Genomic DNA, 24,286 nt, shown 5'->3' with positions numbered 1-24,286 from the left:
AGGTGTAAAGAATCAGTCAAGCTAAGTAAGGGTTTCCCAAAGTTTCGTCAAGAAGTACTGACATATTTTGGGCTAACGTTAACTCAGTGTTTGGTATCGAATGATGTGTGAATGGACTGGCATTTAGGAGTCATGTTTGTGTCGGCTGAAAGTGTAAATTGATTTAAGGGGGTGCCGATATAACGAGAAATGAATATGAGCATTAAGGTGAAGGTTGGTTGAAGTACCCAATCCTACCTTTTATCCAATGATATATGTGACATGGATTGTTATTTAGCCTGTATCGGTTACAATGCGCGTTCGTATTTTTTTAGGTGCATTCGTATTTGTATCGACAGAAGTGCCGTACTCTAATTTAGACATGTTTTGTTATCGGCAAAACATATTACTGAACATGTGTTGCTTGGTATGCAACACCACTGTAAAGGACAAACAATGCCTATTATTACTCTTCCTGACGGCAGTCAGCGCCCATTCGACAATCCTGTATCTACTCTAGATGTCGCTTTATCCATTGGCCCAGGTCTTGCGAAAGCAACCATCGCGGGTCGTGTTGATGGCAATCGTGTTGACGCATGTGACCTTATTGAAAATGATGCTAGCCTTGAAATCATCACAGCGAAAGATGAAGTTGATGGTCTAGAGATCGTTCGTCACTCTTGTGCTCACCTTCTTGGTCACGCGGTTAAGCAACTTTTCCCAGAAGCGAAAATGGCGATCGGTCCGACCATCGACAATGGCTTCTACTACGACATCGATTTGGAACACTCTTTAACGCAAGACGATCTGGATAAGATTGAAAAGCGCATGAAAGAGCTTGCGAAAACCAAATATCAGGTTGTTAAAAAGACGGTAAGCTGGCAGGAAGCTCGCGACGCTTTTGAAGCTCGCGGTGAAAACTACAAGATTGAAATCTTGGATGAGAACGTATCTAAAGATGATCGTCCAGGCCTATACCATCATGAAGAATACATCGATATGTGTCGTGGTCCACACGTACCACATATGGGTTTTTGTCAGCACTTCACTCTACTTAACGTAGCCGGTGCATACTGGCGTGGTAACAGCGACAACAAGATGCTTCAACGTATCTACGGCACAGCTTTCCACGATAAGAAAGCACTTAAGGCGCACCTAACACGCCTTGAAGAAGCTGCTAAGCGTGACCACCGTAAGATTGGTAAGCACCTAGACCTTTTCCACATGCAGCAAGAAGCGCCGGGTATGGTGTTCTGGCACCATAATGGTTGGTCTATCTTCCGTGATCTTGAAGTCTTCATTCGTGAAAAGCTAACAGAATACGATTACCAAGAAGTGAAAGGTCCATTAATGATGGATCGCGTTCTTTGGGAACGTTCTGGTCACTGGGATAAGTACGCTGAAGCGATGTTTACAACGTCTTCTGAGAATCGTGAATACGCGATTAAGCCGATGAACTGTCCTGGTCATGTTCAAATCTTCAATCAAGGTTTGAAATCTTACCGTGATCTTCCACTACGTATGGCTGAGTTCGGCTCATGTCACCGTAACGAGCCGTCTGGCGCACTTCACGGCATCATGCGTGTTCGTGGCTTCACTCAAGATGATGCTCACGTATTCTGTACTGAAGAACAAGTGCAGCAAGAAGTGAAAGCGTGTATCGAGATGGTTTACGATACTTACACAACGTTTGGTTTCGAAAACATCGTTGTGAAGCTGTCTACTCGCCCAGAACAGCGTGTTGGTTCGGACGAAATGTGGGATCGTGCGGAAGCGGATCTTAAACTGGCTCTAGAATCAATGGATATCGCTTACGACATCCAAGAAGGCGAGGGTGCATTCTATGGACCGAAAATTGAATTCACACTGCATGACTGTTTAGACCGTGCATGGCAATGTGGTACGGTTCAGCTTGATTTTGCGCTGCCTGAGCGTTTGGGTGCAACTTATGTTGGTGAAGACAATGAACGTCATACACCAGTCATGATTCACCGTGCAATTTTGGGTTCTCTTGAGCGTTTTATCGGAATTCTAATTGAAGAGTACGCTGGTTTCTTTCCTACGTGGTTGGCACCAGAACAAGCTGTTGTGATGGGAATTACTGACAAACAAGCAGAATACGTGCAAGAAATTACGAAAAAACTGCAAAAAAGTGGATTTAGAGTAAAAGCGGACTTGAGAAATGAGAAGATAGGCTTTAAAATCCGCGAACATACTTTGAAACGTGTACCGTTCATGTTGGTTTGTGGTGACCAAGAAATGGAAGCCGGTGAAATCGCAGTTCGTACTCGTAAAGGCAAAGACCTCGGTAAATTTAAAGTGGATGATTTTATTTCGTACATCCAAGCTGAGGTTTCAAGCCGTAAGCTCAATCTGGAGGAATAGCTATTAAAGGCGGAAGACGTGGCCAACAACCGGCCAAGCAAAACCAGCACCGTTTAAACGGTGACATTCGTGGCGTTCGAGAAGTTCGTCTAACTGGCGCTGACGGCGAAGCCGTTGGTGTAGTATCAATTGCTGAAGCACTTGAAGCTGCTAATGAAGCTGGTATGGATCTCGTAGAGATCAGCCCTAACGCCGAGCCGCCAGTCTGTCGTGTGATGGACTACGGTAAGTTCCTCTTCGAGAAGAGCAAAGCTGCGAAAGAGCAGAAAAAGAAGCAAAAACAGGTCCAGATTAAGGAAATAAAATTCCGTCCTGGGACTGATATTGGAGACTATCAGGTAAAACTACGCAACCTGACTGGTTTCCTAGAAGACGGCAACAAAGTGAAGGTAACAATTCGCTTCCGTGGTCGCGAAATGGCCCACCAAAGCATCGGTGTTGACGTTCTTAATCGTTTGAAAGCGGATACTGAAGAATTTGCAGTAGTCGAATCTTTCCCAACGAGAATTGAAGGTCGCCAGATGATTATGGTATTGGCGCCAAAGAAGAAGTAATTAAAGGCCTTACAAGTAACGAAAACGCACCTGCTGTTTCAGTGGGTGTGTTTTGTTCGCCCTAATTACTATGTTATTAACAACTCAACAATGCGGAGTTATTCATCATGCCTAAGATGAAAACCAACAAAGGTGCTGCTAAGCGTTTCCAGAAAACTGCTGGTGGTATTAAGTTTAAGCACGCTGGTAAACGTCACATCCTGACTAAGCGTACTACTAAGAACAAGCGTCAGCTACGTCCGAACTCGATCCTTCCTAAATGTGAAGTGGCTCAAGTTCTACGTATGATGCCATACGCTTAATTCTTTTTAGTTTAATAATCGTTTAGTTTAGGAGAAGCATAATGCCTCGCGTAAAACGTGGTGTACAAGCTCGTGCACGTCATAAGAAAGTTCTAAAACAAGCTAAAGGTTACTACGGAGCACGTTCACGTGTTTACCGCGTAGCTTTCCAAGCAGTAACTAAAGCTGGTCAATACGCATACCGTGACCGTCGCAACAAGAAACGTCAATTCCGTCAACTGTGGATTGCTCGTATCAACGCTGCGTCTCGTCAAAATGGTCTATCTTACAGCCGTTTCATCAACGGTCTTAAGAAAGCGTCTATCGAAATCGATCGTAAGATCCTTGCCGATATCGCTGTATTCGACAAGTCTGCATTTGCAGTACTCGTTGAAAAAGCAAAAGCTGCTCTTTAATTTAGCAGTTTTATAGTTACGAAAAAGGAGAGCCTAGGCTCTCCTTTTTTATTGCTTCAAATATTGAACCACGCCTTTAAGAGCAAGACCCACAGCAGCCTTGTGGTGTTTCTTTTTCTACTTTTTTCCCATTGTCTGCCTCGCCAAGTGAACCTTCTGTTTTAGGTGCTTCTTTAGGTGCTTCTTTAGGTGCTTCTTTAGGTTTCTCTTCTTCAGGTGAAATGTTTGAGAAGATTGCCTTTATTGAAAGTGCCATTTTGAGTCCCTATAATTACGTTGGTTTCAGTACAATACTTGAGTAAAACGGTCGGACAATTGTCCAGGATCAATTACCAGTGAATGTATTTATATCCTGAATGGAAATTTTGTATTTTCTTGCACCTATGAATGAGTTGATAATGTTCAGTAAGTCAGGATAATGCCTCCCCTACCTATGTTTGATATGTAACCTCCATGCGCCTAGATCGATTTGTTTGTAAAAGTACTGAATTCACGAGAAGTGAGGCAATCAAAAGGATTCGTTCAGGCGAAGTATCGGTCGATGGTCATCCCTTGAGAGAAGAAGCGACGCAGGTTCATGAGAGCAGCACTGTGGAGCTCAATGGAATAGAAATCAAACTCAGGCCATTTCGCTACATCCTAATGAATAAGCCTGCGGGCACCATCTGTTCCAATATCGATGAGCACTATCCATCACTATTTAATCATATTGATATAGATAAGCCTGAAGAGCTTCATATTGCAGGGCGGTTGGATGCAGATACGACAGGGCTGGTATTAATTACTGATGATGGCAGTTGGTCTTTTCAAATTACCCACCCAAGTACACTATGCAAAAAGACATATCGTGTTGGCTTATCTAAAGTTATTGCTGATAACAATGAGCAGATATTCGAGAAGGGTATTCAACTTCAAGGGGAAAGTGCTCTGACTGCCCCAGCTCAATTGCAAATAATTTCTCCAAAAGAGGTTCTGTTAACGATAACAGAAGGTAAGTTTCATCAGGTGAAGCGTATGTTCAAGGCTGTGGGGAACAAAGTTGTATCGCTACATAGAGAGAGTATCGGTGATGTACTACTTGATGTAGCACCAGGAAAATGGCGTTATTTAACAAAGAATGAGGTTGCGTCATTCACATCGAATCTAGACTCTCTGAAGAGAAGCAAAAATGATCTTCGATAAAAGGTCTGATTGAAGTACTATGCAGCAATTGAGATAAATGTAGATATCCATGAATATTCCCGTAAAGAATGTCACACCTGAAATACTCTGTTCAAACTGTCAGGCGTGTTGCTGTCGGTTAGAAGTTGTCATTCTTACAGACACAGGTGTACCTGAACATCATATTGCTTACGATAAGTGGGGAGGGGAGACGATGCTCCGGTTGGACGACGGATGGTGCTCTGCTGTTGATAGAGAAACACTGATGTGCACTATTTATGAGAATCGTCCATTGATCTGCCGAGAGTTTGAAATGGGATCTTACGAATGCCAAGATGAGCGAGACGCGCTTCTCCCTTCAAACTAATTCATTTTTCTTAGGTGGTATGCACTCTTAAGGAATTGAGGCCGATAAGAAAAGACTTTCTTGGCCAAATTTGAAGTGATTGAAACTTTATACGCCACCTCTATTTATTCATTTAATCACTTAGTTTTCTATTCGACCATTTCTCACTAACGCACGTCGTACATTTTTGCACAGCTTCCCGAACCTATTTAACTCTTCAAACGTTGGCGATCTCTGCTGGTTTACTTGATGCTGCCAGTACGACAATTCCCCGTCGACTAACTCCATTAGCTTTTTTGGACAACCAATACAGCTGTTATCGACCCCACATACAAAAGTGTCAGATTGGTATAGCGGGAATTCAGAAATAACGGCGTCGATTATTTGCTGCATGGCGACTATTCTACTGGGCTTTCTAGTCATTAGGCTTTCTGAATTGTAAACACGGTGGGTATTTTATGCTCAGGCACAGTAATATCTACACCTAGAAAGGGCTATTCTATATCTGAGAGAATAACCTCTCGAGCAACATAGAAGATAGTCAATGTTGATAGCGAAACTACAGCAGTGAATTTTCCAGAAGGTGAGAGTATGACGGACAGTAAGAGGGTTGAATCTAGAGATATTAAATCACCTTGCATCAGACATTGTTGCTTGAATGAGAATGACCTTTGCTTAGGCTGTTATCGTTCTCTAGAAGAAATCCTAAATTGGCACTCCCTAACTGCTGCGCAAAAAGAACATGTCATCACCTTATGTAATGAAAGAAAACCGGATTACAAAGTGTAAGCGGTCGATCTGGTGAGGAGATATTCTAAACTCCTAAGAGGGCGAGTTGAGCCGTAATCATGTCGCGAGCTAGCGTAATTTGATACGCACCTCTGTAATGTCAAAGAAGAAGGGCGACTGACCCACAGCCATATTGATAGCCAATACAGCTGTGATCAAACTAGACCATCACAACTAAACAGACTCCCTGTTCGTCGGTGTATTTGTCGTATTGAGATTTAGAGTCTGAGTAGGGAACGCGATGTCAGCACCATGTTTGTGAATGATGGCAAGAATTTGCATGAGAACATCCTGCTTAACTTCATGGTAGCGAATCCAGTTGACTGTTTTCGTAAAGGTATACACCATGAGATCTAGAGATGATGGCTTAAACCCGTTGAAGTTAACAATGAGCGTTTGCTGACTATCAATATCTGGATGATTCTCGAGCATTCCCTTTATTTCGGAAACAATAACTTCTACTTGTGCACTGTCTTGGTAACGAATACCAATGTCTTCCTTGATTCGTCGGTTAAGCATTCTCGAAGGGTTTTCAACAACGATATTACTAAAGATAGAGTTGGGTACGTAAAGCGGCCTTTTATCAAAGGTTCGAATGATGGTCATTCGCCACCCAATCCTTTCTACCGTGCCTTCAATTTGTCTGTCTGGCGATCTCACCCAATCTCCCACTTTAAAAGGTCGGTCGAAATAGATCATCATTCCGCCAAAAAAGTTGGATAGGAGATCTTTGGCTGCCAAACCGACAATCAGGCCACCGACACCACCAAACGTGAGCAAGCCAGATAAACTTAGCCCAAAAGCCTGCATGGCTGTCAAGACGCCGATGGTGATAAAAAATAACCTTGCGACCTTGGCGATAGCTTGAACTGTCGTCTCATCTCGAGACTTTTGTTCTAAGACATACAGTTCGACATTGTGTATCAGCCGAAGCGTTATCCAGATAAAAATACCAATGACTAGAATGAGCTTTAGCGTACTAAGCCAATTAAGCTCACTTTCAACATACCCTTGTAACATGAACCCAAGTGATACCGTGGCAGGCCAACACCAAATTAAGGTGCTTACGGGTGTTTTTAACGCGCTCAGTGTCAGGTTGTCCCATTGAAAACTGGTCTTATTCGTTAAAATTTCTAATCGATTATAGATGACACGCCACAGTAGCCATGCGATTAGACTGGCACCAGTAATGAAGTAGATACTGTTATCCCAGCTATGTAGAAAAGAACTTATATAAACCTGTATCTGTGTAAAAATTGCATCCATCAGGGTATCTGCTGTGGTAAGTGTTTGGAAAGAGTATAAAACGTTCTGCGCGTATTAAGAATCAAACAATGGAATTTGTGAGCGATATTGTTGTTGTCAGAATGGCGTAAGCAGAATAGTTGTACAGATTAAGTGAGTTGAGGGGGATATAGAAAATAATCCTATCTGAGTTATTTTTTATTGTTGAAGTGTTCAGATAACGCGGCGCGACGGTTTTTCCCTGCGCCAGCACTGCCTGTATCGACTGTATGTTCGTAGCCATGTTTGATGAATCGTTTTACTGGGCCGTCAGGGTGAACACGCTTTAATTGTGGAGAGTTTGGTGTCCCTGCTATTTGATAGGTGAACGTACCTTGCCCTGTTTTGAGATTGATCTCTTTCCCATTAAATTGAAATGTCGTCGTAATGAGTCGCTTGTTCCTAAATACACCGTTTTCCGACAATGTCAGAATATCTGAGTCGTAAGATGGTGTGCCAATCTCTATCCAACTGCCGTACACATTTCTTGGGTGTACATATTCTTGATAACTGTAGTAAGTGAGGTACGCAAATGACACGCCCAATACAGAGAGGATTGTGAAAAGTGTGGCTTTGACGGTTTGTTCTCTAGTGATGATTGGCCGATTGCTTTTCTTCGGGGGTATTTTCTTCATCGATTTTCCCCTCATTACAGCCATGATTTTTACCTAGTATGAAAATTTGAACGATCAGGTTGTACTATATCAAAAACTCAATCAAACGATGGATATTAAATTATGATCTTTAGCCCAAAAGAACTAGCTAAATGATAGTTGTCGTTTCCGGTTTTCGTTAGTCATTCGACAAAAAATGATCGTGATAACGGCGTCGTATTGCAATAGCAATTGGCTTGTTGTTTAAAAACCTTCTTGAGATCAAACTGATATTTCGATAAAACATAACTCGATACCATTGAAATGATGGGTCGTACATTTAGGGAAAAATAGGGAAGCAGTAATGATCAAGATTAATGAGTACTTTGATAGCAACGTCAAGTCGCTAGGTTTTACACAAAAGGACGATCAAATCAGTGTTGGTGTGATGGAAGTGGGAGACTACACATTTGGCACAGCAGCGCCAGAAAAAATGACCGTAATAAAAGGTGAGCTTGTTATCAAGCGAGCAGGAGAGGCTGAATGGTCAACGTATCGAAATGGCGAAGCTTTCGATGTTGTTGGAGACTCTTCTTTCGATGTCAAAGTCTCTGTCACCACTGCCTATTTGTGCGAGTATCTATAATTCGATTCTTTCAATGATGGATTGAGTATGTGGGCTTGATGTCGGGTTATTCACTGACTCAGCCCATATTCCATCATGGATTAACCATTACTAGCAAACCGTTAGTATGACTGTTTATTTCTAGGGTTTGCTGGCTAAAAGAACAGACCTTGGTTGTTTTGTATAGGATTTACTACACTATATATTTAGGAGTGAAAAGAAGCCTAATCAAATCATCAGACGTTTTGCTTGGAAAGGAGGTGCTTATGGCTGTTGTTCCCAAACATTCAGGATCCCAGCGTTATGATCCTAGTCAGGAGTTAACTACTGAGCAGAGACATCGATACACGGATGTGGCAAACAAAGCCCAGAAACGTAGAGAACGATACGAGAAAAATCCCTCGATTATTTCAGCAGCTCGTACTGCGGCAACGAGACCTGTCATTAAACCGAAGAACGGTAAGCCTAACAATGCAAGGTATATTATCTGGTTGGTCGTATTAGCTATCGTTAGCTTGTGGGCTATGTATATGGCTGGTTAGTTTTTTTAAAGGGCGTGACGTTATGACTGGTGGTTTCTACATCCCCATTTTTGTCACTCACTTGGCCGTCATGGTAGTAGCAATATTGATTCTTACCTCTATGCTTTGCCGTATACATGGCTTTGTCAGCACAACGAGTTAATTCAGGCAAGTTTTCAGCATCAGTGGGGTATATTGCGGCACCCACACTCACCGTTAACGTTTTGATTCGCTGTTCCGATTTATAGTGCTCAGTAAATATATTGCATATACGTTCTAATATTCTATTTAAGTCATTTTTTGTTCTTACATCGTAAATCAAAATAACAAACTCATCTCCTGCAAATCGAGCGATTGAATAGTCGTGCTTGTCTGTACGGCGGTCTTTATTGCGAATATTGTTTTTCAGCCTTTGCGCAAAGTGCTGTAAGACCCGATCGCCGACATCATGACCATAATCATCATTGATGTGTTTAAAATTATCGATATCAATGAAAATCATGGCTGTCAGTGTATTAGGGTCTTGAATCGTGAGTAGTTTTTCATTTGCCCAGTTTTCAAAACTCCAACGATTCGCAAGGCCGGTTAGCTGATCCATATAGGCGAGATCTTCTATTCCTTCGCGGTACAGACTTTGAATGTAGTTGACGGCTTTAGCATAGTAATAAGCTGAAATGTTACAAATGAGCAGAACGGCGAAAAGGCTAAGAAGTAATCGGTCTACGGAAAAATCAGTAGGAACAATTAGGGTTCCTGGAAATAAAGCCGAGAATAAAACGATGAGATAAAACGAGCAGCTAAAGAGTAGACCAATTCTAAACTCATTAATGAAAGTAATAGAAGCGATGATAGGAAACAGCCATAAAATTCGATTGGATATGCTCTCCCCATAGAGCAGTAAGACAAGGGCTTGTAGGAGCAGGACACCAGTGAGGATTATCTCAGAATAGTTAGACTTAGGGTGCTTTATCAGGTGGATGACATTGATAGCGACAATGAGGAAGCTAGCAAAGTTGAAGAGCCCAAAGTAATAATGACCGTGAGAGGAATGCTCGATGGCATAAAAGATAAGCAAGAAAGCGACAATTGTTGAAGAGATCAGCACAATTCTACGCTTTCTTGATGATCGCATATTTGCCATTTCTTCTAAATGTCTTCCTACTAACTGAGGCATTATTCGTCGCTTTTATCAAATTCACATTGGCTCGATTAAAGTCTAGGTGAATATTATTTTTTTGAAGCAGTTCGACGAAATTACTATGTGACATCTGTCACGCATCTAATTAAATAATCAACGGTGATCTGACAGTGTCTGGTTGCGTATTGCTTTACTTGGCCTCTAAACCGAATGGTAACTTGCGGAACACATGCTTATGCTTGGTGTAAACAGGCGCCGTATTCGGCTGCTGCCAATCGAGTAGCATGATCGCCAGTACATTTCTATGCTCACCATAGCTCAAGTCGAAATCACCAGTAATAGACGGAATCATTCCTTTTTCTTTATCAATAGATTTCTGAATAGCAAGACGTGTTTTTTCGACCACGGGATCATCTTCTAAACCAGCAAGCAAAAAAGCGATACCGACTTCAGCGATGACGTCTTCCTTGGCTCTTATCAAAATGGTGTCGATGTTTTTTCTAAAATAGTCATAGATCCATTGGTGTGAGGCTTCAGATACAGGCTTTTGGTAATACTGGGAGTCAGCGAAAATAATATGCGTCATACCATAGACTTTGTTGCCAAATTGCTGAGTGGATAGCTTTTTGTCTAGCGAATCAGGGTAGGTCGCCTGAAATGTCTTTGTGAACGAGTCAACCACGTCTTGTTCTTGCAATTGCCTTAGCCAATAAACTTGATTGGCGAGTTGAGCCGCCCACGCTCTAATCATATCGGGGTTTGTGACATACGTTTCAAAGTCATACCCTCTTAGAACGTCCCTCAGCTTTTGGTCTTCTCTGTGTTTAAGGCCATATTCATTCGCTCGCGCCATGGAACCGAGCAGATCAACGCCCAAATACAAATACTCTGGGTGGTGCAGTGTTATCGCATAGCGACGAACACTGCGCTCATCATTTTTTTGGTGGTAACTAAGCAGCCGTTTTTGAGAGTAAAGCAAAATGTCTTCTTTCGAGTAAACCTCTTGTGAGAATTTATTGAGTTGGCTTGCAACCCTGGCCATATCGCTCCAAATAGCCGCAGAGTATTTAGCATCAAGGGTTTGCCTGAACATTCTCAACCCATAATGCCCCTCTTTAAACGCCGAGAGTGTATAGAGTTGAGTTTCATACGTATTTTTGAGCAAATTTGCTGATCTTTGGAAAGTACTACTCTCGCGTTGACTGGGTTTTACGACTTCCTGGTTTACGGTGGTGGCTTCTTCTGGCGCGTCTGCGTTGGCTAGAGATTGAAATGTTAGGAGGGTTACAGTGAGAGTGGCAAAAACTCTCTTGCGCAATAGTAACGTTCTAATCATTTTCACTTTTCCTCTCTCGCCTAAAAGTTCACAACTTAACAGTCCTTTTCATGTTTGCTGTAAGTGTTGTGTCAGAGTTTAGTCTGGAATGATGAATTTTGGTGATGATCGGTTGCTCAATATTGATCTTGTGAAGTAATTGATAGCTTTATCATCTATTTGTGCGTACTGACCTACTCAATGTTTGATTCTACGGCTATTCTAAATAGAGTTATAAATAAGCTGAGTATGAGTTGATGGAGGCGGCATTTGGGTGTTTTTCTACCATCTTAACGAGTGTGACTTGAGGTAATAATGCAATCTACAAAGCGCAATCGACTCTATCTAAGCTTGGTTTTCATTCTGTATATCGTTTCTGCTATTGCTTCTATAGAGTGGATTAACCTTGGCCAACGAGATTTTTTACGTAGTGAGCTACTTTCTCGTGCTAAAGAAGAATTATCAATAGTTCGCTCTCAGCTTGAAACAACCATCGTCTCCGACATCTATGCGGCAAAAAGCTTATCAGCATTGGTCACCGTGAATCCTGATGTAGAGATCAGTCATTGGAAAGCCTTAGCTAAAAATATCTTGCAAGAAGGAAAACATCTTCGAATTATTGGGTTGGCACCAGGTGACGTTCTGCAAATGGTTTACCCAATCGAGGGAAACGAACGTGCTGTTGGTACGGATTACCGAACGATTCCACAGCAATGGCCGTCGGTAAAAAAAGCACGCGAGATACAAAAAGTGTTCATTTCAGGCCCTGTGGATCTGATACAAGGCGGGAGGGGAATAATCGCTCGTATTCCTATTTTTACGGATCCGCCTTTTAATACTGACTACTGGGGGTGTAGCAGTGTCATTATTGACGTAGATTCACTTTTCCATGAAGTGGGTGTCGAGTCATTTAGCTATAAGTTCAATCTGGCAATAAAGGGTGTGGACAGTGCTGGTATGGATGGGGAACTTGTTTTTGGCTCGGATGATGTATTCGACAGCGCATTTGATGTACAGACTGTTTTCTTCCCTTATGGAAGTTGGGTGATGGCAGGATCAATTAAAGACGATATCTTGACTCAAGTCCCTTGGTATCGCGTTTATATTGCTCGTTTGATCGGCTATCCAATTATGTTGTTGATGACATTGTCGTTTGTCATTATTTACCGTCAGTACACCTCTGCGCATCGACGCTCACTACACGATGACCTTACCTCTTTACCCAATCGACGTTACTTCATGTATACCTTAAAAAATTTATTTCATGACTGTTCCCAAAGAGGTTGTGATGAAGCGTTCGCCGTACTCAGTATTGATTTGGATAAGTTTAAAGCCATCAATGATACCTATGGGCATGCTGCAGGCGATAAAGTGCTCACTGTGTGTGCTGAAAGACTAAAAGGTGTCTTACGCTCGTCAGATTTGGTTGCGCGAGTTGGAGGAGACGAGTTTTTGGTTATATTGTCTAGGATATCGAACAGCAGTGATGTCGATGTGGTTAACATCGAGCTACAAAAAGCACTTTGTCATACGCCCGTCATCTATGAGGAGCACCTGATAGATATAAGAGCCAGCATTGGGTATGTTCTTTATCTGCACGACTACCCGAACATTGAAACCTTGTTAAAGGTCGCGGATGAGCGAATGTATCAACAGAAGGGGAATTTATAGCTATGCACACATTACCTCTTTGCTCTTAATTGCCCACTCTCCCATAATTTTTGATATTCAATACAGTGTATGAGCTTGCCATTTAGCCGGGTGTAATTTTTATGGGTGCGAGTTTCAGAAAACTGATTATTAGTGAGGACGCGCTGTGAGGCTAAGTTTCCCGTTGCCGTTATGGCGATGAGCTTACTGAGGCTATATTTTTCCTGGCAAAAAGTCAGTAAGGCTTTTGTTGCCTTTGTCGCCACTCCTTTTCCTATTTCAGACTGTGCAATTCGATAGCCAAGGTGAGCGGAAAGTGATTGTAGGCAAAGGCTGTGCAAGTTGATTCGACCAATGATGCACTCTTTTTCATCTTTTATGAGCATCGGTAGCATCTCATCCTTCTCATACAATTCTAAACATTCCTCGATATGAAGCTCTGCCCCTCTATTTGTGTAAAAGATGGCATCTCGTGGTGGGATGGTAGCTTCAAACCAACGCTGGTTAACTTTTTCGAAATGGAGTAGTTCACTATGGTCGCTAGGTGAGAGTAGTGTTAAATGAACGTTGGGCAATGTCGGATCTCAGTCGTGGATTCACTTAAACTTTAGCATGAATTTGTCGTGTTAGGACGCAAGATCTAGTATGTGAGGCGATTGAATATTTCAATTTTGCATTTTTCATTTTGCAAAATATTTGCATTTTGCAGTCACGCTATGCACTGTGTTGGCGTGAAACTGGTTATTTTGTCACCAATATACGTGCTTTTGCACTTATTAAAAGTTGGCATGCTAACTGCATTATAAATATTGACCCTTCTTAAGCCGAGGGTCACCTAGCCAACTGACGTTGTTAGTGAACGTAATTTTGTTCACAGATATATATAGCCAATCCCCTCGTATTTTGGGATTGGCTTTTTTCTTTCTGCTGTATCTTTCTGCTATATCTTTCTAACGTATCTCTTTAACGAACTATTGTGTGCCCTGGCACTGGTTATAGCAACTAGGCTTGCGAGGACAGACTGCACCACGTGAGCATATCACTCGGGCATCAGATTCAATGCCGCGCTCGATCCAATTAATATTCAGTATTTTCGCTATTGTTGTGAATTCTTTACGCATGTAATTCGGTATTGCAGCACTCCCCCCTTGAGAAACACACAGAGACTTAAGATCTTCAGCGATAGAGCGGGCATCACCGCCTTGAGCATCGATTGCTGGATTAAGGTCTATTCCCGCACAGAGAACACGATTATTACCCGCAGGATCGGTCATGTTGACCGATTCACAACAGTAAATACGTGGCTCGTCACCCACATTGAGAATCGAGATTTGTGCGGAGCTATGATTCTTCGGTTCTGAAAGTCGTCTAAACACAGCCCAGTGTTGGCAAGGATCATTCACCTTCCGCATGTTTCCCCAAGGAAGCGGAATGCCATTTCCTCGATAGACGGCCTTAAGCTTATTCTGTCCGTACGCATCAAAGTAATGCCAGTGAGGGTAAGGAGAGACCACCGTCATACGCCTCATCGCGACTGAGGGAGAGACCCCTGCTTTTTGATGGACATCAATTTCGTAGCCACTGCGATCAAGGAGCTGTCGAAATGGCACTTTCGGGCAGAGTAAAGCGCCAGCAAAAAAGCTCGATTCAAAGTCTCTCCAGGCTTGGAGAATATCTTGCGAATTCAATTCTGAGGTTGGGTTCGGGTTAACATTGTCTTCCCAGCTGTTGGTGTGACCCACTGACAACACGCTCTTGAGGCCCTCTTTACGATGTAAAATACAGTGGCCAATGTAAACGGCCAGATCGTACTTTAAACGTGTTGGGTACTCTCTTAACATTTCATTGAGATAGATAGTACTTGGAGCTTCAAAGAAAGAGGTGACGAGCTGTTTGGCACTGACTCCAAGCTCGTCGACGACATCTTGAGGTGTACGGGTTATCCATTGAATTCGTACCCCGAGGCTTTTTGCAATATCAATCAGGTCTTCAACCGCTAGATTCAGCCTTTTAAGCCCCACCTCTTCAGCGGCGCGTTCCAAATGGGGAAAGTGGTTTTGATTGCTCTCCTGATGAGCACGAATCAGGAGATGCGCAAATTGGCGACCAGTGATCCCAGTTTGCGAAAGCATCTCTGGTATCGCGATTTGCAAGATGTCGTTGGAAAAAAGGAAACTGGGTTCAAGTGCCATACCACTGATACCGCCGCGGTTACCTTTATCGGGTGTAATCGCACTTTGTTCTGGTTCATCATCAAGAAACCATCGCGGATCTTTTTGAAAAACTTCCGCGATAACTTCTAACATATCGACACTCGGAACCCGCTTTCCACGTTCTATCATAGAAAGGTAAGAAACCGATGGGGCATACTCAGGGTTAACTCGGATACATCTCGCAGAGAGATCTTCCATCGTTAAGTGATTGCGTTTCCTCAGGTTTCTAATCTTAGTACCTAGGAAATGTGACTGACGAACTAAGCTTTTTGATAGAGACATTTTGTAAAATTCACATTGTAAAATTTTTGTTGTGAAATTGTAGTCAAAAATTCGCTAATCTTCCAAGTAAGCAAAGTCACATATTTACAGAGAAATTTAAGTAAATTTTGAATGTTTGCTCTAAAGGGAAATTATTTTGGTAGTAACAATCACTTTTGGTCACAAGAAGCGGTAGTGCCAGATAACTTCAAAAAATTGAATGGCAACCAAATTTAGATTGAACAAATTGAGGGAAAGACTATGAATATGCTTAGATTCGATAAAAAAGAGAACAATCAAAACAATAAACCGTTTATCGCTGAAGCAGTCTTTGCCGTAGAGACTATCAGTGCAAAACAACTGAATGAAAAACAGATAAAAGCAAAACAATTGCTTGATCAACTTTTTCCGCTCGAAAAGGGCTCGCATCAAGACGTAACAGCTTACATGATAGATTACCGCCATATGGTGGCGTACTTCAAAGATGGATCTCACAGTGGATTGGTAAGCAACAAACACTTCATCGCGTATACCGGTGAGAAAGAAGATCCTTGCTCAATCTTGTTTAAAGATGGAAACGGTAGCCATGTTGAAGTTCTGTTTGGTTGTCATAAAGGCACAGGCTGTATTGAATTGGTGGATATTGATGATATTCAATTAGAGACGTGCACCAATTTCACACAAGACATGGTGGCGCTTCGTCACTGGGTTAGCCTTGTACAAGGGGACGAGAAGGGCAAAACCAAAGCGTGTAGCGAAGACAAAGAATACACAGCGAAGAGTGGCGAAGATTACGCTCTAGAGTATTGCTACAACATTTAGCTCGCAATCGCTCTGCGTTAGTTTCTTGACGGGAAAGATTCTTATATAACCTATTGCTTAGTCGAATTTTAATTGACTTTATCTTGAATAAAACGCTCACTGATTAGTGAGCGTTTTTGTATGACTAAGGAAAAGCTGTGAAACCTGTGAGCAAAAAACATGGGGAGATTTGTTACCCATTTATCTATGAAGATAGCCCTGTGTGTGATTTTGAGATCATTTCGGATGAGCTGTGCAGCCGTGTTGGATTAGTACTGACTTATGATCTTGACGAGGTCAGTCGTGATATTTTGCAGCGCCTTCAACCGAACATATATCACCTTAATGGATCGGTAAGGGGCAAAGTGGCGATTACAGAAGTAGAGATTCAAGAGCTATATGACGACTATAACACGCTAAGAGAGTTGGTGGATGGAGGCTTTAAAGGCTTTGTGCTGCCTGGTGGTTCAAGGCTTTCGAGTGAACTGCATTTATGCCGTAGTAATGCGAAGAAGGTCGCTAGGGCATTAGTGGCGATTGAACATTCTGGAAAGAAGAGTCCAGATTCCTGCTTGTTCCGCTATGCAAACCTTCTAGCCAATGTGATGTATACGCTCGCGTCGTACAACAACCATCGATTGCAAGTCAGTGAAGTTGAGTTCGTTAGCAAAAGCTATTCTATGCCTAAGTAGTGCTAAAAGGTGACTGAAGAGAGATAAAAAGCCCCTAATGAGAGTGACTTCATTAGGGGCTTTTAAGACCAAACTTGATGCTTGTTTAGTCCACTGAGTTACTTCAGTTCTACACCTGATTCTTGGTGTAAACGACGACACGCCTTGCCGTCGCTATGGAATAAGTGACAGCGATGGGCTGGGATACCAATCTCTAATTTGTCACCGACTTCAACTGGCAATGTGTCTGGTTGACGGAAGTTCACATCAGCGTCTGCACCTTCAAGGTTTAGATATACCTGAGTTTCGTTACCAAGCTTTTCAACAATCATCACTTCGCCTTCGATGCTCGCGTCACCATGGCTTGATGGCAGTAGATGCTCTGGTCGAACCCCCATAGACATGCGATCGCCTCGATTTACCGTTGTACCTTCTACTGGAATCCAGAAAGACATACCATTAGAAAGTTGAACTTTCACGCGCTCCGCTTCAACTTCTTCGATGAAGACACTCATGAAGTTCATTTTTGGAGAACCGATAAAGCCAGCAACAAAACGGTTTTTAGGGTAGTGGTATAGCTCTAGCGGCTTACCCACTTGAGAGACGAAACCATCATCAAGAACCACGATTTTGTCTGCCATGGTCATTGCTTCAACCTGATCGTGCGTCACGTAAATCATGGTGCAACCTAGCTTACGTTGAAGCTTTGTAATTTCTGAGCGCATTTGTACACGAAGCGCAGCGTCTAGGTTTGATAAAGGTTCATCAAGCAAGAATACGTTAGGTTGAGAAACCAGAGTTCGGCCGATAGCCACACGTTGACGCTGGCCACCAGAAAGGGCTTTAGGTTGACGATCAAGAAGGTGAGTTAGCTGTAAAATGTCAGCGGCGTGTTCAACGCGTTTGTCGACTTCTTGCTTGTCAGCTTTCGCCAGTTTTAAACCAAATGACATGTTATCGAATAGGTTAAGGTGCGGATAAAGCGCATAAGACTGAAACACCATACCAACGCCACGTTTAGAAGGTTCGACATCATTCATACGCTCGTTTCCGATGTACAAATCACCCGATGTAATGTCTTCTAAACCAGCGATACAGCGAAGTAGCGTTGATTTACCACAACCTGACGGGCCTACGAATACAACGAATTCACCTTCTTGTATTTCTAGATCAACGTTTTTCGAAATCAACACATCGCCATACGCTTTACTTACATTTTTTAACGTGACATTCGTCATCTAGCTAGTCCTCGATCAATCATATTTGTTAGCTACTACCCCTACTAAATTGGAATGAAGGGCAATAATCTTTGTAATTAGTTGGTGGTATACCTAAATAGTTGATGCGTTATCGCATTACTTAATAGTCAAAAGCTCAAGTGTTATCAACCTTGAAGCAATTTAGGTACTAGAGCAAGAAAAAAGGGTGAGGGTACCGTATTGCGTTAAAAGCAGTTTGAGCATTGTATCAATGTCAGACTGATTTTAAGTGGCAATCCAAACCGAGTACGCCATCACCCATCAAGCCAAAATAAGGTTTCCATCCCCCGTTAATCATGATGTGGTCCCCCAATTGTTCTTCCTGTGCACGGATAAAGTGCTAAAAATAAAGAACAATGTTTCTACATCTCTCTAACTGGAAACCAAGTCGGCATTGTAAGCCAGAGCTTAATCTTGTTTAAACTTCTGGAAAGGGTTCTTACTATCCACTCTTGGATGACTTAAGTTTCTTCGTTTTACTCTATTGGTGCATCCTCCTAGTACAACTTTGTGTAGGGGGAGTAGAAAAGGAGGAGGCGACGGGGGAGGAGAAACGCGTAGAGCGATCTAAATCAAATAAATATCCTTATCAATAGTGACCATTCTCACACAAAGTGTCAGTTTTGTGATTTTGCGCGTCATAGTGGAACGCGGAGGATCACGAAAATGAGCCATAATAGCAAAGGCGTAGGGAGTAGGAGGATGAGGCCGTCGTCATTTTCAAACACTATGTATGTCGAAATACGGCAAACCTCTTGGTAAGCCCTACAACACAAAAATAAAAAGGATATAGACATGAAAAATGCCCTAAGCACAGTAGCGCTAAGTACATTAGTTGCTCTTGGCTCTTTTGGTGCGAACGCTGCTATCGAAGAAGGTCAACTTACTATCTGGATCAACGGCGATAAAGGTTATAACGGACTTGCTGAAGTAGGTAAAATGTTTGAAGAAGACACGGGCATCAAAGTGACCGTGGCTCACCCTGATGGTTTGCAAGACCGCTTCCCTCAAGTTGCTGCGACGGGCGATGGACCTGATATCGTATTTTGGGCTCACGACCGTTTTGGTGGTTACGCTCAATCAGGCTTACTAGCAGAAGTTACACCTTCTAAAGAAATTAAAGAAGGCATTGTCGATTTCGCTTGGGATGCAGTTAAATACGACGGTAAAGTGATCGGTTACCCAGTCGCGATTGAATCTCTTTCTCTTATTTACAACAAAGATTTAGTGCCAAACCCACCAAAAACTTGGGAAGAAGTTGAAGCGCTAAACACTCAGTTAGCGAAAGACGGCAAATCTGCAATCATGTGGAACCTAAAAGAACCATACTTCACATGGCCACTAATGGCGGCTGACGGTGGTTATGCATTTAAATTTGGCGCGGATGGCTACGATGTAAAAGATGCGGGTATTGCAGCAGATGGCGTGAAAGATTCAATGAACTTTGTTAAAGGTTTAGTGGACAAAGGCGTTATCTCACCTGATATGGATTATTCAGTATCTGAATCTGCTTTCAACCAAGGCAAGACAGCGATGACAATCAACGGCCCATGGGCTTGGGGTAACATCGAAACGTCTGGCATCAACTACGGTGTAACGACTTTGCCTAAGTTCAATGGTCAGTCTTCTAAGCCTTTCGTTGGCGTATTAACAGCGGGTATCAGCACCGCTTCTCCAAACAAAGATCTAGCGGTTGAGTTTATCGAAAACTACTTACTGACTAACGACGGTCTACGCAAAGTAAACGATGATAAGCCACTAGGTGCGGTTGCGCTTAACTCTTTCCAACGTGAGCTAGATACAGATCAGCGTATTGCAGCAACAATGGATAACGCAATGAACGGCGAAATCATGCCAAACATCCCAGAAATGAACGCATTCTGGGGTAGCGCGAAGAGCGCAATCATCAACATCGTTGATGGTCGTCAAACAGTAGATGAAGCTCTATCTGACGCTGAAAAGCAAATGACTAAGTAATTAGCTACACCATTTTAAGGAGAGGGTAACCTCTCCTTCTTTTCTATTTAAATATTTATCGCTAGCAGGTTCCTCTATGCAGTCAGTTCAAGGTACAGATGCTTTGACATCAACAACAACGAATTTACCGACCAGCAAGAGTGTATTCATCAAATGGGCACTTTTAGGTTCGATAGGCGCTATCAATGGTTATGCCACCATTTTAATGTATTCTCGTGGTGAGCTCGCGTTTGCACTTCTAACCGTTATTCTTACCGCACTAGCGCTGTACATTTTTGGCAGTAAAAAGACTTATGCGCACCGTTACATCTACCCAGGTATTGCGGGAATGATCTTATTTATCATTTTCCCACTGGTGTATACGGTTGGCCTTGCATTCACCAATTACAGTGCAAAAAACCAACTCTCTCTTGAGCGCGCCCAATCCGTCTTGCTTGATAGAACGTATCAAAGCGGCGAGAGCTATTCATTTAACCTTTTTAAAGCTGACGACGGTTACCGTATTGCAATTCAAGACGGTGATGTGTTGCTGGCTACCGATGCGTTTGATCTTGCTTCATTGTCTACGACTGATATGGATTTATCGGCGATAGACACTGTACCGGGTGAAAAAGAGAAAATTAAAACCATCGTTCAGAACAGAAGTAAGCTTAACAGTGTAGATTTGCACCTGCCAACTGGCGAAGATATTCGCATGAGCGGGTTAAGAAAGTTTGCAGCGGTTGTGCCTCTGTATACATTGCAAGATGACGGAGAGTCGCTTCTAAACAATGAATCAGGTTCAATTCTTCGTCCAAATATGGATGCTGGTTATTACCAGCCTGTCGATGAAGCAGGGCAATTCACTGGTTCAACAGTCGCGCCTGGATTTATTGTTAGCATTGGTACCCATAACTTTGAGCGAGTATGGAAAGATGACGGTATCAAAGAGCCGTTCATCAGTATCTTTATCTGGACGGTTATCTTCTCTGTTATCACCGTTGTGGGCACCTTGATCATCGGTTTGATTCTCGCGAGCATTGTTCAGTGGGAAGCGCTCAAAGGCCGCGCAATTTATCGAGTCTTACTCATTTTGCCTTACGCTGTCCCAGCCTTTATCTCAATCTTGATCTTCAAAGGTTTATTCAACCAAAGCTTTGGTGAGATCAACATGGTGTTGCAGTCTATCTTTGGCATAAGTCCAGCATGGTTCTCTGACCCATTCCTGGCGAAAACCATGGTATTGATTGTGAACACTTGGCTCGGTTTCCCTTACATGATGATTCTATGTATGGGTCTACTCAAAGCAATCCCTGATGATCTCTATGAAGCATCGGCGATTGATGGCGCTAACTTCATTCACAATTTTACGAAAGTGACATTGCCGCTGATGATTAAGCCGCTTACGCCGCTTCTTATCGCAGCTTTCGCCTTCAACTTTAATAACTTCGTCATGATTCAGCTATTGACTCAAGGTGGTCCAAACATGATTGGTACCTCAGAGCCAGCAGGTTACACCGATCTACTTGTCAGCTACACATACCGAATCGCGTTTGAAGGTGCAGGTGGCCAAGACTTTGGTTTGGCAAGTGCAATTGCAACTCTTATCTTCTTGCTTGTCGGCGGACTGGCGCTTCTAAACCTACGCTTTACTAAGCTTTCTCAGGATTAAGGAACAAAATAATGGCAATGGTACAAGGGAAATCCTTAAAATACCGCGTATGGGCAACACACATCGCTATGTGGGCATTCCTATCGCTAATTATCTTTCCACTATTGATGATTATCGCGATCTCGTTCCGTGAAGGTAACTTTGCAACGGGTAGCCTCATTCCAGAAAATCCATCATTGGAGCACTGGAAACTGGCACTGGGCTTTACCGTGACCCACGCAGATGGTTCAGTGACGCCACCTCCATTCCCTGTATTAACATGGTTATGGAACTCGATTAAAGTGGCTGGAATCAGTTCAATTCTTATTGTCTCGTTATCAACAACGTCGGCCTATGCGTTTGCGAGAATGCGCTTTAAAGGTAAGAACACTATCTTAAAAGCGATGATGATCTTTCAAATGTTCCCAGCAGTACTGGCGTTGGTAGCTATCTATGCATTGTTCGACAGACTTGGACAGTACATCCCATTCTTGGGGCTGAATACGCACGGAGGATTGATATTCTCTTACTTAGGCGGTATTGCTTTACATGTTTGGACGATAAAAGGTTACTTTGAATCGATCGACAGTTCACTTGAAGAAGCGGCAGCATTGGATGGCGCGACACCATGGCAGGCGTTTAGACTGGTATTATTGCCTCTTTCAGTGCCAATATTAGCAGTTGTGTTCATTTTATCGTTTATTATGGTAGTCGGCGAAGTTCCTGTAGCATCTTTATTACTTTCTGATGTAGACTCATACACATTAGCGGTTGGAATGCAGCAGTACTTGTATCCTCAGAACTACTTATGGGGTGACTTTGCAGCAGCAGCAGTGCTATCTGCACTACCAATCACTGCCGTGTTTTTACTAGCGCAGCGTTGGCTTGTCGGAGGACTTACAGCTGGCGGTGTGAAAGGATAATAACGATAAGGGCGACCCTTACGGATCGCCCATTTGTTCTTAAATTAACATTTTCTGGTTTGGCCGCCGATCCGTTAAGTTTAAGAGCATTTCTGGCGTTACGCATAGCTGGCTGTTAGCTAGATTCCTTACAAAACTTCACTAACAGTTTTTGTAACCAAAACCTAAGCATTGCTTAGGTTTTTTTATATCTAAAACTTGAGTAGGGTTCTTGATATAGAGCGATACAACGTGGCTGCTAAATCAGGCTTTAACTTACCTAGTTGTATACGGTAACGACAGGAGATGAGTATAGGAGATTGCACCAAACAGAACAGTCTCCGGATAGGGTCATGCGAGTGATCATATAAACGGGGTTGCAATAAGCATAGTTGTTACAAGTAATTGTGATCAACAAGAACGTTTGCGTAAAGGAAGGATCTTTATAGTTCTCTGTTAGAGGGGGCACAACCTAAATACTGCAGTAAGACATAGATACTCTCTTGCTTTAGTGCGACTTTTCTAAATAGGTCTGCGAAGGTATCGTCACCACCAAAACAGGTTTGGATATAGTGGTTGATCTCACAATCTTTATACCCTTCTACATACATAGTACGTACCCATTGGTATTCAACCGCTTTAAGGTTGTTTATCGTAGTCTCACTTAGTGTGGTTTTCGTAAGCAAGCGCTTATCCTTTCGTTCGCTCTTTCTGGATGAATAGCGAATTAGAACAGACTAAGATGAAAGAATAATGACAAGAATGTGTCGGGTATAAAAATGTAGAACCAAGCTCAAGCTCTCAATAGATGAAAAGACTTGAGCATGGAAAGTCGAGTTTTTACCTAGCTCGACTTAATTAAAGGATTAGGCGATCATTTTAGGTACTTAACGTGAGCTTCCATTTCTTCACCAATTTGTTTACGCATGTTCATCAAACGAATGGCAGAATCTCTTAAGTGGATGTCATCTTCTGTTGTCGGTACCCATTCAGGCACTTGCGTAGGGTTGCCATCTCCGTCGACCGCAACCATTATCACAATACAGTGGGTTGTTAGGCGATTATTGAGTTCTTTCGGATCGCTTGCCTGTACATCAATGGCTATGTGCATCGAGCTCTTGCCCGTATAGATAACTTTTGCGCTCACTTCAACAAGGTTTCCTACGTGAATCGGTGCTACAAATCGAATGCCACCTGCGTAAGCAGTAATACAGTATTTACCACTCCATGCTGCAGAACACGCGTAAGCGGCTAAATCGATCCACTTCATCGCGGCTCCGCCGTGCACTTTACCACCAAAATTGACATCACTCGGCTCTGCTAAAAATCGCAATGTGATTTCTCTTTTTCCACTGCTCATACTTCAATCCTTTATAGTTATAAGTTTTCCACTTCTAAATACCTAAGATAAGTCATTAAAAGTTAATAAACTGTAACATAACCAAGTGCGTTTGACTTAGGTGTTTAAGGCCGTCAGCCTAGACGGTGTATAAATAAAGCGTAGTGTATATGAATAGAAAAAGGTTCATCGCGGA

General features: G+C 42.6%; 26 protein-coding genes. 15 read left to right on the top strand and 11 right to left on the bottom strand.

What is annotated here, in order from left to right; genetic code table 11:
- Window positions 1-435: 435 nt before the first annotated feature.
- The 4 genes from thrS (at window position 436) to rplT (ending at window position 3,615) form a co-directional block, all read left to right on the top strand.
- The gene (gene thrS, locus BCU12_RS05670) at window positions 436-2,364 is read left to right on the top strand and encodes a threonine--tRNA ligase (RefSeq protein WP_102403380.1); all 1,929 of its coding nucleotides are present in this window, start codon (window positions 436-438) and stop codon (window positions 2,362-2,364) included.
- Between the two features lie 2 nt (window positions 2,365-2,366).
- Complete coding sequence (infC, locus tag BCU12_RS05665) at window positions 2,367-2,918, top strand: translation initiation factor IF-3 (RefSeq protein ID WP_102403379.1); 552 nt, start codon at window positions 2,367-2,369, stop codon at window positions 2,916-2,918.
- 107 nt (window positions 2,919-3,025) lie between these two features.
- Window positions 3,026-3,220: a 50S ribosomal protein L35 gene (rpmI, locus tag BCU12_RS05660; RefSeq protein WP_004738430.1), complete on the top strand. Its 195-nt coding sequence runs from the start codon at window positions 3,026-3,028 to the stop codon at window positions 3,218-3,220.
- A gap of 41 nt (window positions 3,221-3,261) precedes the next feature.
- Window positions 3,262-3,615 (top strand): 50S ribosomal protein L20, encoded by a 354-nt coding sequence (rplT, locus tag BCU12_RS05655; RefSeq protein WP_021019837.1) that lies wholly within the window; start codon window positions 3,262-3,264, stop codon window positions 3,613-3,615.
- A gap of 76 nt (window positions 3,616-3,691) precedes the next feature.
- Here rplT and BCU12_RS05650 read toward each other — a convergent pair whose 3' ends face one another.
- Window positions 3,692-3,871: a hypothetical protein gene (locus BCU12_RS05650; RefSeq protein ID WP_102403378.1), complete on the bottom strand. Its 180-nt coding sequence runs from the start codon at window positions 3,869-3,871 to the stop codon at window positions 3,692-3,694.
- A 197-nt stretch (window positions 3,872-4,068) separates the two neighbouring features.
- Here BCU12_RS05650 and BCU12_RS05645 point away from each other — a divergent pair, with 197 nt between their 5' ends.
- Window positions 4,069-4,797, top strand: coding sequence for a pseudouridine synthase (locus BCU12_RS05645; protein WP_102403377.1), 729 nt, complete (start codon window positions 4,069-4,071; stop codon window positions 4,795-4,797).
- Between the two features lie 49 nt (window positions 4,798-4,846).
- Window positions 4,847-5,143, top strand: coding sequence for a YkgJ family cysteine cluster protein (locus BCU12_RS05640; protein ID WP_102403376.1), 297 nt, complete (start codon window positions 4,847-4,849; stop codon window positions 5,141-5,143).
- Window positions 5,144-5,263: 120 nt separating this feature from the next.
- Here BCU12_RS05640 and BCU12_RS05635 read toward each other — a convergent pair whose 3' ends face one another.
- Window positions 5,264-5,545, bottom strand: a complete 282-nt coding sequence (locus BCU12_RS05635) for a hypothetical protein (RefSeq protein WP_102403375.1) — start codon at window positions 5,543-5,545, stop codon at window positions 5,264-5,266.
- A gap of 168 nt (window positions 5,546-5,713) precedes the next feature.
- Here BCU12_RS05635 and BCU12_RS05630 point away from each other — a divergent pair, with 168 nt between their 5' ends.
- Window positions 5,714-5,911 (top strand): DUF1289 domain-containing protein, encoded by a 198-nt coding sequence (locus BCU12_RS05630; RefSeq protein WP_102403374.1) that lies wholly within the window; start codon window positions 5,714-5,716, stop codon window positions 5,909-5,911.
- A 174-nt stretch (window positions 5,912-6,085) separates the two neighbouring features.
- Here the strand turns inward: BCU12_RS05630 and BCU12_RS05625 are convergent, their stop codons facing one another.
- Together BCU12_RS05625 and BCU12_RS05620 are read right to left on the bottom strand one after the other, a co-directional pair.
- A complete protein-coding gene (locus tag BCU12_RS05625; RefSeq protein WP_102403373.1) occupies window positions 6,086-7,177 on the bottom strand; it encodes a mechanosensitive ion channel family protein in 1,092 nt (363 codons plus the stop codon).
- A gap of 170 nt (window positions 7,178-7,347) precedes the next feature.
- On the bottom strand, window positions 7,348-7,791 hold the full coding sequence (locus BCU12_RS05620) for a DUF2850 domain-containing protein (RefSeq protein ID WP_198599261.1): 444 nt from the start codon (window positions 7,789-7,791) through the stop codon (window positions 7,348-7,350).
- Window positions 7,792-8,152: 361 nt separating this feature from the next.
- Here BCU12_RS05620 and BCU12_RS05615 point away from each other — a divergent pair, with 361 nt between their 5' ends.
- Window positions 8,153-8,434 (top strand): pyrimidine/purine nucleoside phosphorylase, encoded by a 282-nt coding sequence (locus BCU12_RS05615; RefSeq protein WP_102403371.1) that lies wholly within the window; start codon window positions 8,153-8,155, stop codon window positions 8,432-8,434.
- Window positions 8,435-8,679: 245 nt separating this feature from the next.
- Entirely contained in the window at window positions 8,680-8,955 is a 276-nt protein-coding gene (locus BCU12_RS05610) for a hypothetical protein (RefSeq protein ID WP_102403370.1), read from the top strand.
- Here BCU12_RS05610 and BCU12_RS05605 read toward each other — a convergent pair.
- On the bottom strand, window positions 8,936-10,108 hold the full coding sequence (locus BCU12_RS05605) for a GGDEF domain-containing protein (RefSeq protein ID WP_102403369.1): 1,173 nt from the start codon (window positions 10,106-10,108) through the stop codon (window positions 8,936-8,938). The genes BCU12_RS05610 and BCU12_RS05605 overlap by 20 nt on opposite strands.
- A gap of 154 nt (window positions 10,109-10,262) precedes the next feature.
- Complete coding sequence (locus BCU12_RS05600; protein WP_102403368.1) at window positions 10,263-11,408, bottom strand: DUF3541 domain-containing protein; 1,146 nt, start codon at window positions 11,406-11,408, stop codon at window positions 10,263-10,265.
- Between the two features lie 294 nt (window positions 11,409-11,702).
- Here BCU12_RS05600 and BCU12_RS05595 point away from each other — a divergent pair, with 294 nt between their 5' ends.
- Window positions 11,703-13,058 (top strand): diguanylate cyclase, encoded by a 1,356-nt coding sequence (locus tag BCU12_RS05595; protein ID WP_102403367.1) that lies wholly within the window; start codon window positions 11,703-11,705, stop codon window positions 13,056-13,058.
- An 11-nt stretch (window positions 13,059-13,069) separates the two neighbouring features.
- Here BCU12_RS05595 and BCU12_RS05590 read toward each other — a convergent pair whose 3' ends face one another.
- Together BCU12_RS05590 and BCU12_RS05585 are read right to left on the bottom strand one after the other, a co-directional pair.
- The gene (locus tag BCU12_RS05590) at window positions 13,070-13,612 is read right to left on the bottom strand and encodes a GNAT family N-acetyltransferase (protein ID WP_102403366.1); all 543 of its coding nucleotides are present in this window, start codon (window positions 13,610-13,612) and stop codon (window positions 13,070-13,072) included.
- Between the two features lie 396 nt (window positions 13,613-14,008).
- Entirely contained in the window at window positions 14,009-15,532 is a 1,524-nt protein-coding gene (locus BCU12_RS05585; RefSeq protein WP_102403365.1) for a DUF3612 domain-containing protein, read from the bottom strand.
- Between the two features lie 240 nt (window positions 15,533-15,772).
- On the opposite strand from BCU12_RS05585, the gene BCU12_RS05580 reads away from it, so the two are divergent.
- Entirely contained in the window at window positions 15,773-16,333 is a 561-nt protein-coding gene (locus tag BCU12_RS05580) for a malate synthase (RefSeq protein ID WP_102403364.1), read from the top strand.
- A gap of 137 nt (window positions 16,334-16,470) precedes the next feature.
- A complete protein-coding gene (locus BCU12_RS05575) occupies window positions 16,471-17,004 on the top strand; it encodes a cobalamin adenosyltransferase (protein WP_102403363.1) in 534 nt (177 codons plus the stop codon).
- 98 nt (window positions 17,005-17,102) lie between these two features.
- Here the strand turns inward: BCU12_RS05575 and malK are convergent, their stop codons facing one another.
- Window positions 17,103-18,221, bottom strand: coding sequence for a maltose/maltodextrin ABC transporter ATP-binding protein MalK (gene malK, locus BCU12_RS05570; RefSeq protein WP_102403362.1), 1,119 nt, complete (start codon window positions 18,219-18,221; stop codon window positions 17,103-17,105).
- 816 nt (window positions 18,222-19,037) lie between these two features.
- Here malK and malE point away from each other — a divergent pair.
- The 3 genes from malE (at window position 19,038) to malG (ending at window position 22,772) form a co-directional block, all read left to right on the top strand.
- Window positions 19,038-20,219: a maltose/maltodextrin ABC transporter substrate-binding protein MalE gene (gene malE, locus BCU12_RS05560; protein ID WP_102403361.1), complete on the top strand. Its 1,182-nt coding sequence runs from the start codon at window positions 19,038-19,040 to the stop codon at window positions 20,217-20,219.
- A gap of 76 nt (window positions 20,220-20,295) precedes the next feature.
- Window positions 20,296-21,870 (top strand): maltose ABC transporter permease MalF, encoded by a 1,575-nt coding sequence (malF, locus tag BCU12_RS05555; protein ID WP_102403360.1) that lies wholly within the window; start codon window positions 20,296-20,298, stop codon window positions 21,868-21,870.
- A gap of 11 nt (window positions 21,871-21,881) precedes the next feature.
- Window positions 21,882-22,772 carry a maltose ABC transporter permease MalG gene (gene malG, locus BCU12_RS05550; protein WP_102403359.1) on the top strand — a complete coding sequence of 297 codons (891 nt, stop codon included), beginning with the start codon at window positions 21,882-21,884 and terminating at the stop codon, window positions 22,770-22,772.
- 422 nt (window positions 22,773-23,194) lie between these two features.
- Here malG and BCU12_RS05545 read toward each other — a convergent pair whose 3' ends face one another.
- Both BCU12_RS05545 and BCU12_RS05540 read right to left on the bottom strand, forming a co-directional pair.
- Entirely contained in the window at window positions 23,195-23,437 is a 243-nt protein-coding gene (locus tag BCU12_RS05545) for a hypothetical protein (protein WP_102403358.1), read from the bottom strand.
- A 188-nt stretch (window positions 23,438-23,625) separates the two neighbouring features.
- The gene (locus BCU12_RS05540) at window positions 23,626-24,111 is read right to left on the bottom strand and encodes an acyl-CoA thioesterase (protein WP_102403357.1); all 486 of its coding nucleotides are present in this window, start codon (window positions 24,109-24,111) and stop codon (window positions 23,626-23,628) included.
- Between the last annotated feature and the right edge of the window lie 175 nt (window positions 24,112-24,286).

Origin of the sequence: Vibrio sp. 10N.261.55.A7 (assembly GCF_002877365.1) — a bacterium.
Classification (GTDB): domain Bacteria; phylum Pseudomonadota; class Gammaproteobacteria; order Enterobacterales; family Vibrionaceae; genus Vibrio.
The sequence above is the reverse complement of the archived record's forward strand: the minus strand, read 5'-3'. Positions and strand labels throughout refer to the sequence as shown.